This is a genomic window from Rhodothermales bacterium, assembly GCA_013002345.1.
Classification (GTDB): Bacteria; Bacteroidota; Rhodothermia; order Rhodothermales; family JABDKH01; genus JABDKH01.
This window is the reverse complement of sequence record JABDKH010000349.1, coordinates 1-8,256: the sequence shown is the minus strand read 5'-3', so window position 1 is coordinate 8,256 and position 8,256 is coordinate 1. Positions and strand designations below refer to the sequence as shown.

The 8,256-nt window shown below is 57.8% G+C and carries 13 protein-coding genes; 7 read left to right on the top strand and 6 right to left on the bottom strand.

Annotated elements, in window-relative coordinates; translation table 11 throughout:
- Positions 1-324: 324 nt before the first annotated feature.
- Positions 325-594, top strand: coding sequence for a DUF2283 domain-containing protein (locus tag HKN37_16455; GenBank protein ID NNE48245.1), 270 nt, complete (start codon positions 325-327; stop codon positions 592-594).
- Between the two features lie 315 nt (positions 595-909).
- Positions 910-1,488, top strand: coding sequence for a hypothetical protein (locus HKN37_16450; protein ID NNE48244.1), 579 nt, complete (start codon positions 910-912; stop codon positions 1,486-1,488).
- A 5-nt stretch (positions 1,489-1,493) separates the two neighbouring features.
- On the opposite strand, the gene HKN37_16445 is transcribed toward HKN37_16450, so the two are convergent.
- The 5 genes from HKN37_16445 to HKN37_16425 all read right to left on the bottom strand — a co-directional run bounded on the left by HKN37_16445 (position 1,494) and on the right by HKN37_16425 (position 3,650).
- Positions 1,494-1,916 (bottom strand): hypothetical protein, encoded by a 423-nt coding sequence (locus tag HKN37_16445; GenBank protein NNE48243.1) that lies wholly within the window; start codon positions 1,914-1,916, stop codon positions 1,494-1,496.
- Between the two features lies 1 nt (position 1,917).
- The gene (locus tag HKN37_16440) at positions 1,918-2,886 is read right to left on the bottom strand and encodes a PD-(D/E)XK nuclease family protein (protein NNE48242.1); all 969 of its coding nucleotides are present in this window, start codon (positions 2,884-2,886) and stop codon (positions 1,918-1,920) included.
- Between the two features lie 2 nt (positions 2,887-2,888).
- Entirely contained in the window at positions 2,889-3,101 is a 213-nt protein-coding gene (locus HKN37_16435; protein ID NNE48241.1) for a WhiB family transcriptional regulator, read from the bottom strand.
- 131 nt (positions 3,102-3,232) lie between these two features.
- A complete protein-coding gene (locus HKN37_16430) occupies positions 3,233-3,511 on the bottom strand; it encodes a hypothetical protein (GenBank protein ID NNE48240.1) in 279 nt (92 codons plus the stop codon).
- Positions 3,474-3,650, bottom strand: a complete 177-nt coding sequence (locus tag HKN37_16425; protein NNE48239.1) for a hypothetical protein — start codon at positions 3,648-3,650, stop codon at positions 3,474-3,476. The genes HKN37_16430 and HKN37_16425 overlap by 38 nt, the downstream gene beginning before the upstream one ends.
- A 41-nt stretch (positions 3,651-3,691) precedes the next feature.
- Between HKN37_16425 and HKN37_16420 the strand changes: the two genes are divergently transcribed.
- Positions 3,692-4,048 (top strand): helix-turn-helix domain-containing protein, encoded by a 357-nt coding sequence (locus HKN37_16420; protein NNE48238.1) that lies wholly within the window; start codon positions 3,692-3,694, stop codon positions 4,046-4,048.
- 156 nt (positions 4,049-4,204) lie between these two features.
- Here the strand turns inward: HKN37_16420 and HKN37_16415 are convergent, their stop codons facing one another.
- Complete coding sequence (locus HKN37_16415) at positions 4,205-5,506, bottom strand: hypothetical protein (GenBank protein ID NNE48237.1); 1,302 nt, start codon at positions 5,504-5,506, stop codon at positions 4,205-4,207.
- Positions 5,507-5,853: 347 nt separating this feature from the next.
- On the opposite strand from HKN37_16415, the gene HKN37_16410 reads away from it, so the two are divergent.
- From HKN37_16410 to HKN37_16395, 4 genes are all read left to right on the top strand, one after another.
- A complete protein-coding gene (locus HKN37_16410; protein ID NNE48236.1) occupies positions 5,854-6,189 on the top strand; it encodes a hypothetical protein in 336 nt (111 codons plus the stop codon).
- A 435-nt stretch (positions 6,190-6,624) separates the two neighbouring features.
- On the top strand, positions 6,625-6,891 hold the full coding sequence (locus tag HKN37_16405) for a hypothetical protein (GenBank protein NNE48235.1): 267 nt from the start codon (positions 6,625-6,627) through the stop codon (positions 6,889-6,891).
- 249 nt (positions 6,892-7,140) lie between these two features.
- On the top strand, positions 7,141-7,968 hold the full coding sequence (locus HKN37_16400; GenBank protein NNE48234.1) for a hypothetical protein: 828 nt from the start codon (positions 7,141-7,143) through the stop codon (positions 7,966-7,968).
- A partial coding sequence (locus tag HKN37_16395; GenBank protein NNE48233.1) for a hypothetical protein occupies positions 7,965-8,256 on the top strand: 292 nt, incomplete at its 3' end. The genes HKN37_16400 and HKN37_16395, both read left to right, overlap by 4 nt.

The window sequence follows — 8,256 nt, the reverse complement described above, 5'->3', positions numbered from 1 at the left end:
ATGACGTACCTGTTATAATGCCCCGTACTGCCCCCCTTGGATTCCCGTCATCCAACTTCGGGGCAATAATGTCGGAACCTCAGGCCAACGGCTCTTTCCTCCTTTCTGTCCGTTCGGTCTGGGGTTTCGGCTCTTTTGGGGGCCAAATTTTCTGGTATATTTTTGGCCGTTTCACTTTTTCGGTTTCAAACTCCACCCCCAAAAGCCCCCCCCCTCGTTTGACGCGGGGCCATCTCATGGGGTAAACTCCGACCCCAACCCCACTACAGGAAAGGACATCATGTCCAAAGAAGTAAAGACACACCATCAAGCAGTCTTGATGTCGTGAAGTACACCTACGACCGAGAGTCTGACTGCGCGTACATCGAATATCGCACCCCCCAGGCCGAGGCGGTGAACTCGGTGCCGATCAGGACCAACATGGTTGCCGACTTTGAACCCGACGGAACCTTTGTGGGGCTCGAAATTCTGGACGCATCCCGCGTCGGCGACTGGCGTGAACTGGTTGAAGATCAGTTCGGTGAGGAAGCCGTCATGGGAATCACCAAAGAAATGTTTAGGAAAGTCCTTGACAAGCCGCCATCAGGTGTGTAAGTTGGCATTCGTTGGTCGACGGACCGGCACGGAGATGACAGAAAGCGTGATTTCCTGGCACTGTGGAAGTCAGAAATTGTAGCCACGGTCAACAGAACCAAACCTGCCAACGGGAAGTCCTGAGGCAAGGGTGCGGGCTTGAGATGGGACACCATCGAGGGAGTTGATGCCAAATGGGCAAACGTGTGTGTTGAACCAATACATTCTCGTAACGAACAATGGTGCTGGTTCATGTGGGTAGTCAGTCCCACTCTCCACTTCAAGCCCCTCGGCTCCGGTCGGGGGGCTTGTCCCTTTTTGTGTTAGGTTGCGGCGATGGAACGTAGAAGCTTTATCAGGGGTGCCGCCGCTACGGTGGCGGTGGGTCGACAGGCTCTCAACGCCGACCCGTTTGTCGGCAGCTTTGCCGGTGACCCGATCGTCGGTGAACAATTCTTCCCGGCTCAAGTCCCGGCACCGGTCCATGGGTTGGTGCCCGAACACTGGTCGATTATCAACGGGGGTATTCGATACATCGGGCCGGCTCAGGTTATCAACGGGAGTATTCGATACATCGGGCCAGCTCATGGCCAAGATGATGCCAGCGATGCCACCGTGGTCGAACTGCACCGCTTCCTGCAGGCTCAAGCCGACGACGCGGTGGCGATGGCAGGCGACGCCGTGACCGACAACATTGTGATGCTTGAGAACGATGTCAACATCGACGACGCTGCCGCGGAACACTTACATGGGGGTTCGATTATCCAAGACGATGGGGCCACCTGCTACGACGGCATCATTAATTACGGGTCAGTCGATGCCATAACACTGCACCAGGACGGCGAGCTCATTGAGAATGATTACTGGAATCACACGGGGCTCAGTGACCCAAACCAAAACATCTCACAGTGCTGAACGTGTCAGCGGTTTAGGCTCCGCTTGCGGATCACTCGTCGCACACCAACCTCGGCTTGAGGTGACAGGGGTTCGCTCAACGCTGCGACGGCGAGCTGCTCAAGGCGCTCACGTTCCTCGGCCCACTTGAACTTGTCGGTCCAGAGTGTCCGTTGGTGTATCTCCCGCTCCACCTCTTCACCCCTGAGGTACACGAACCATCGGTAGTGGATGTCGGGGCGTGATCCGACCTTGAAATGGCAAGACGGGCACGCTGATACGAGGTTGGGCAGGTGGGTCCGCGTCCACGAGATGGTACGGCTTACGTAGTGCGACGTGTGAAGCTCCCCGAACGGTACGTGGGTGCCACAGTATTCGCACTGCTCGACGCGTCTGGTGAGCGCAGAGGCGATCTGGTCGCACCGTCCCCGGTCGCCTTTCGCTGCCACGTCAGAGGGGTTTGACTCTCACGGTTGGCCGCTTCGATCGTGCGCCTTGCCACAGCACGACCTTGTGGTCCTGTGTCATCCATTCTGAGGTTTCCTGAGCCTCACCGTGGTCACGTATGAGATCGTCGTAATCGGCCAGTCGAGATTCAAGTCCCTTGATGGCGACGGAAGTTTCATAACGTTGGGCGATTACGTCGTCCACATCGCCGAGGCTGAGTGGTCCGCCGGCGACCAGGTGGGAAGACAGCGTGGCGCACCGGTGCCGGCGCACACAGAATCTACATTTAGAATTGAGTTTCTCTTCGGGTTCTTCTGTTTTCCTGATGTCCTCAATGACAGATAAAACAAATTCTTCCGTGCGGGCGTGGTCTTCTTCGGTAAACAGCGAGCTCACCGCCTGGTGTCGCAACTGATCCAGCGTCACCCACACGTTGTCGATGCCCCAGATTTGGGAAGCCGCCCACGCATACAAGCGAGGCTGAATCTCGTTGTGCAACTCGTCGGGTGCCATGCGCATGACGCTGGTCTTGTAGTCGACGACTTCCAGCTCACCGTCGGGGGTGCGGTCTACTCGGTCCATGATGGTGGTGATCCCAACGCCATCGAGCACGGCTTCACGTCGGTACTCGGTACCCAGCACCTCTCCGGTGAATGGGGTCCGCTCCACCCACTGCACACAGAGTTCAGCTCCTTCGTTGTACCGGTCAGCGCCTCGGGCACCGAACACTTCCCGATGGGCAGTGTGGTACAGCGAACGCATCTGCATCTCGGCGGTCACGTCGTCGTAACCCTGAAGATAGTGTTCCTCGACGACCCACTCCTCGAGGGCGCGGTGGCAAGCCGAGCCGAGCTGGGCCGCGGAACCACTTAATTCTGAGGGTCGATCTTTGGCAGAGTAAATTGCTTTCCACGATGCGGGGCAGTCCAGCCAACGAGAAATGGACGTTGCTGAAAGCTTTTTAATTTCCACGGTTACCTACTGAACAGGACTCCACCGAAAATTCCCCTCTCGTCGTTCTCAACTGCAAAATCATAGCACTCCTGCCTCACGGGACAGCGACTGCAACATTCTTTGGCCGCAGTTTGGGATTCGCCACGCCAAGGAAAGAACCTCTCGGTGGGAACCCCCTCCTTGCGACACTGGGCATCGGCCCGCCATTCTTGGTCGCCGATGAGAAGGCGCATGAGTTCCCGTAGGTTGGGATACTCCGCCTTAGGTGACAGTGCGGGGCGAGGCCAATACGACAGCGCCGTGTTGTCGGCCCGCGCTGGGCGAGGCCACCGCTGTTCAACGGCGACCGCAGGGCGAGGCCAGTTCACCCTTTGGGCTGCTCGACTCCCGCATCGGTGAGCACCTGCACGACCTCTTCATCAGTGAGGTCGCGTCCCCCGCGGTTCGTGCTCTTGTAGTAGTCGGCGGCAGTCTTCGTGGATGTCTTTACTTCCTTACCGTCGAACACAACGGGGGTGGCTCGGGCGTCGGTCGTATTGAATGACACTCCACCCAGGGACTGGCGTGTTTCGGTCCCGGCTGATTCGCTTCCGCCGAGGTCGTCTTCAGTCGGTGTCGCTGCTGTCTTTTTCTTCGCTGCCATTGGAGGGTTCTCTTTCAGATTGAATCCAAGCCTCCATTTTAGCAGAACGTACTGCCATAATCGCCCATTCCAGTATTTCTGGGTGCTTTTGGTTGATTACATTCACTATTTCCTCGTAGTTTGGGTTGAATTCTTCCATAAATACTTGACTCCTTGGTTGAACGTGTAAAATTCTACCCCATGAGTGACGAGATTGAAGACATCGTGTGGCAACTCCAGGAGAACGCCGCCCACCTGTCGTGGAAGGACGGGATGGAGCCGTACTCAGCACTGCTGGATGACGCCGCCAAGGAGATACAACAGTTGCGTCGGCAGGTGACCATCGTTTCAGAGTCCCGAGAAATCGACGAAGACTTGGTATTGTGGAGCCTTGAATATGTGGCCGAACTGTTGGGCCTGTCCGAACGCAAGGTTCGCAACATGGTGCAGGCCGGAGACATACCGCACATCAACGCCGGCAATGGGCGATACAAGAGAATCCGCCAGTCAGATTTCCGAGAATATCTGGAAGGGAAATACAATTATGGAGATGGATAAATCACACTGCTTGTGGTGTGACCGCAAGATGGAGGTGCGCTGGCCGAGGATTGGCCGTGCCCGCAAATACTGTTCGACCCAGTGCCGTTCAATGGCGTATCGTCACCCACAGCAAATGCACAACCGCGAGGAACGCGGCGAGATTATTACTTGGCGCTAGAACAACCCCATCTGTTCAGGCTCGTTAACAACCGTTGTTTGTAAACGTTCACTGAGCTGAAGGATGGCATGGTGGGCCTGCTGTGGGACCACACCATTTCCAAGAATCCTCAGGGAATGGGTGCGTTTCTCAATAATGTCGGTGACCCACCCGTCGGGCAGCCCCATGTGCCATTCGACAAACCGGGGACTCAGTCTTCCGACATCGGAAACGGGGTTGGGGGCTGGTCGTCCGATGAGATATTCCCATCGTTCGATGGCGGGAGTGTATTTTCCCCAATCGACTGCGCTGCGTCGGTCAGGGTCACGCCGGGATTCGAAGTCCACGTTTCCTTCCTCGCCGTGTCCCTCCGCCCCCCCTTCGAGTCCGAAGCTGTTGCTGTCGGGAGTAGCTGCACTGCGATCGGAAGTGGAATGCCGGCTCTGGTCGGGTTCTTCTTGTTGGCGTGCCGGTTCTTCCTCTCCATCCACTGGATGACGTCCTCCCCGTCGTTCGGCATACTCGCCGCTGGCGTCGGCAGCAACGTCACCAACGTGTTCAACGGCAGAGAATTCCGCTTCATCTGTGATGGTCCCGCCGTGTTCGCCGCGTCCTGTGTCGTCGGGGTGGGCAGCATCCTCTCTACCGTCGTCGTCAGGTCCATGCCCCCCGAGTTCGGTCGCTGTGCCCTCTTGAGGTCCGGTCCCCGGTGTCCGTCCGCTCCCGCTGGTGTCGGTGGGAGCTTCGCTATATCCCGCGTCAGCTCCCTGCCAGTACCCGCCCCCGAGCATCCCGGCCGGGTCGTGTCCGAGTGTGATGGCCTGCGCCCCAGCCAAGCTGTCGGTGTTGCGAGCAGCGATGCAGAACCAGCGATTTCTTCGATGCGCGGCTCCAACTTGGAACGCTCCGAAACGACCCCACTCCGCAAGCCAGCGTCCCTCGGCCAGTCCAGTGACAACTCGCCGGAAGGCTTCACCTTGGTTGGCGGTGTAGATACCGGGAACGTTCTCCATGATGAGGACTTGGGCTTCCGCTTCTTCGGCGATCCTGAGGACATCATCAATTAACCATCTTTCGTCGTTTACTCCCTTGCCGAGCCCCGCCTGGGACACGGGCTGACAGGGCCACCCGGCAGTAATTAAATCCACCGCCGGCGGGTTGGATATTTCAGTTAAATCCCCGAGGTTCGGAACGCCGAATCTTTCCTCGAGAATCGTCGAGGCATTGGAATCTATTTCTGAAACCCAGACTAGCTCGTGTTCCCACGGTAGGCCGAGCTCCAGGGCACCGGACCCCGCACACAGGGCACCGACCCTCACGCGTCAGGGAGGCGTATCGGCGCCGCGACCGTTGTAGTGGTGATGCCCATAAAGGTTCTACGTTTCATGGCGGCGAACCTTAGCATGTGCTACACTGAACACTCCCCACCACACGAAGGAGAGAAGGAGAGAGGTATGGGCGAAGGAAACGATCCCAGAGCGGAGGGAGTCAACACCATGAACGACCACGATGCGCCACGGGCAGACAATGAGGCGCTATTGATAGAAATTTCAGCGGCAAGATGGGCGGTCACCGACGCCGAGCAACTGTTGGCGAATCGTCGAAGGGGGCTGAATCGTCTTCTGGCCGAACGGGACAAACGTGCCGCAGCGAGGAAGTCAACACCATGAACGAGCCGCAACATATTGACGACGCAATCGCCGAAGCCTCACTGATAATGGAACAGCAGGCGGCAAGCAACAACCCGAACGGGTCGATAATGACCGCTGCCCTATACACGGGACAGACCATTGCGTTGAAACGGGTGAAGTCGGGTGAGATTGTTACCTACGAAATGAAAGCACTGGCCAAACTTCACGAATGGTGTGAAGAGATGGGCGTGTATGAGAACCTGCTCGATGAGATCGTTACCAACGAACTTTGTGACTCAGACGGTTTACGTGCCGTGAAAGAGGCAGGGGTTCGTGCTCGCCTCATCGTAGAAGGAGAGGTGTCGCCATGAACGACGACACGCCGTGTACGGAATGCGGGGCCAACTGTGACGATTCGCCAGTGTGGGACCTGTGCCGCGCGTGTCTCACGGCAATGGTAGAGGCCGAACCATCCCTCGCCGCAACCCATTCGCATCCGTCCTCGTGTTCTGCCCAATTCGTCCATTCACCTGAGTTGATAAAGCATTGCCCCGAGACCGTTTGGGACGGCCCCTATGCGATGACGTGCGGCCGTGTTCTAGTGAAAGGGCGCTGCGGGCGACACGGCGCAGTTCAGAGGTCAACACCATGAACCACGGACCGATTCAGCGAACGTATCTCACGAAACGTGCGGCCGATTGGTCGGAAGCATTTGGCTTTGACAAGTGGTACCGATGCGTCCGCTGTGGGGCGCTGTTCTCATCTGGCGAGTTCTTCGGATCGTGTGCGGCGAGGGAGTCAACACCATGAACGAGCCGCAACATATTGACGACGCAATGAACCTTCTCGGACACCCGCGCGGGTGGGATTGCTGGGAAGCGCGACACAAGTGGGGTGTAGACGAGCGTGCGGCGGCTACGTCGGCGCTTATGGCGGTGAGGTCGGGTGAGATCGGCACCGACAAAGACGCCGAGATCGAACAGCTACGGGCAGACCTGCACCGTGTCCGATCGGTGGTGCGTGACGAGATCATCACGCCTTGGGCGTTGGAGGACATGGGTGAAAGCCCGTAGAGCAACGGAGGACAAATGAGCTGGTTCTTGAAACAAAGCTGGCGCTACTTGGGATGCGACCGAGGTTCTGGTCGTTGGGCGGCACGCCGTCACTACGCTCTGGGTATCTGGCCTGCATGGCGAACGTTCCGTCGAGCAACGGAGGACAAATGAACGTGGAACGTATCGCCGAATGGGTGCTCGTAATTGTGGTGGTCGGAGCGTTGCCCGGTCTGATCCTGTTAGCGATGCTGACATGACCCGCGACGTGTGGGAAGACCCCGACCCTCGGGTGCATCATCCATTCTGTCGACGAGCCAGCTGGTATCGTCCGTTCCACAAATGGGTGTGGACTGGCCGCTCTACCCGGTCGGGCTACGCCGTGTTGAAGTGCACCTATTGCGAACGCTTGACCACATGATGACAAAGGAGAATGAAATGAACGAACCAATGATCGAAGTGCCGGTAGACGACGTGCTCGAACGCCTCAACCATGGTGACAACTGGATGCAAGGCTCATGGTCTGACGGCGAGAAAGAATGCTGGTATCAGGCGTTGCGTCAGTGCGCCCCGCAGAAAGGCGACGCCTTCATAATCGAACAGGTGGGCGCCAAATTCGGGTTCGGTGTCGATTTCAACGACAACGAGGCGACGACGTTTGACACGTTGAAACAGGAGATGGTGGGTCACCGCCAGATTTGGGATTGGGAGCTGGAAGCGACGTTTGGCCCTAATTGGCAACAGGTGGTAGCGATAATCCGTCGGGCGGCGACACTCACCGACACCGAAGCGGAACGAGCCGCAGCACGGGTCGCAGCACGGGTCGCAGCACGGGACGCAGCACGGGTCGCAGCACGGGACGCAGTACGGGTCACAGCACGGGACGCAGTATGGGACGCAGTATGGGCCGCAGCATGGGACGCAGCACGGGTCGCAGCACGGGACGCAGTATGGGACGCAGTATGGGCCGTTGTGGTGCAAGACCTGATCGGCCAACACGGATTCACTCAAGCCCACTACGACACACTCACCGGCCCGTGGGTTGAAGTCATCGGACCCATCGACGAGATCACGACAAGCAAAGGAAAGCAAACATGAAACGACTCATGAAATTTCTGACCGTACTATTGGTCGTGCAGTTGCTTTTTGGAGCCGCGATGGTTGAAGCTCAACCGCGAGCCGCGCATGACAACATCGTGCAACAGGCCAGGTGTCGTACACTCATGTCGGGCATTGAACGGTGTGGACTGCGCGGTGGTCCACAGGTGGTCACCGCCGCCGACAAGTCCTTCCATGTCGCGTATGCCACATGGAAAGTCAACGGGGTGGAATGGCTGATTGCCCGTGATGTCGACGACCTGAGGGTGTACGCGTACCCCCCCACAC

Coding starts and splice junctions, on each gene's coding strand:
- HKN37_16425 (NNE48239.1), bottom strand. CDS start 3,650: ATGGAAGAATTCAACCCAAACTACGAGGAAATAGTGAATGTAATCAAC.
- HKN37_16430 (NNE48240.1), bottom strand. CDS start 3,511: ATGGCAGCGAAGAAAAAGACAGCAGCGACACCGACTGAAGACGACCTC.
- HKN37_16435 (NNE48241.1), bottom strand. CDS start 3,101: ATGCGCCTTCTCATCGGCGACCAAGAATGGCGGGCCGATGCCCAGTGT.
- HKN37_16420 (NNE48238.1), top strand. CDS start 3,692: ATGAGTGACGAGATTGAAGACATCGTGTGGCAACTCCAGGAGAACGCC.
- HKN37_16410 (NNE48236.1), top strand. CDS start 5,854: ATGAACGAGCCGCAACATATTGACGACGCAATCGCCGAAGCCTCACTG.
- HKN37_16405 (NNE48235.1), top strand. CDS start 6,625: ATGAACGAGCCGCAACATATTGACGACGCAATGAACCTTCTCGGACAC.
- HKN37_16450 (NNE48244.1), top strand. CDS start 910: ATGGAACGTAGAAGCTTTATCAGGGGTGCCGCCGCTACGGTGGCGGTG.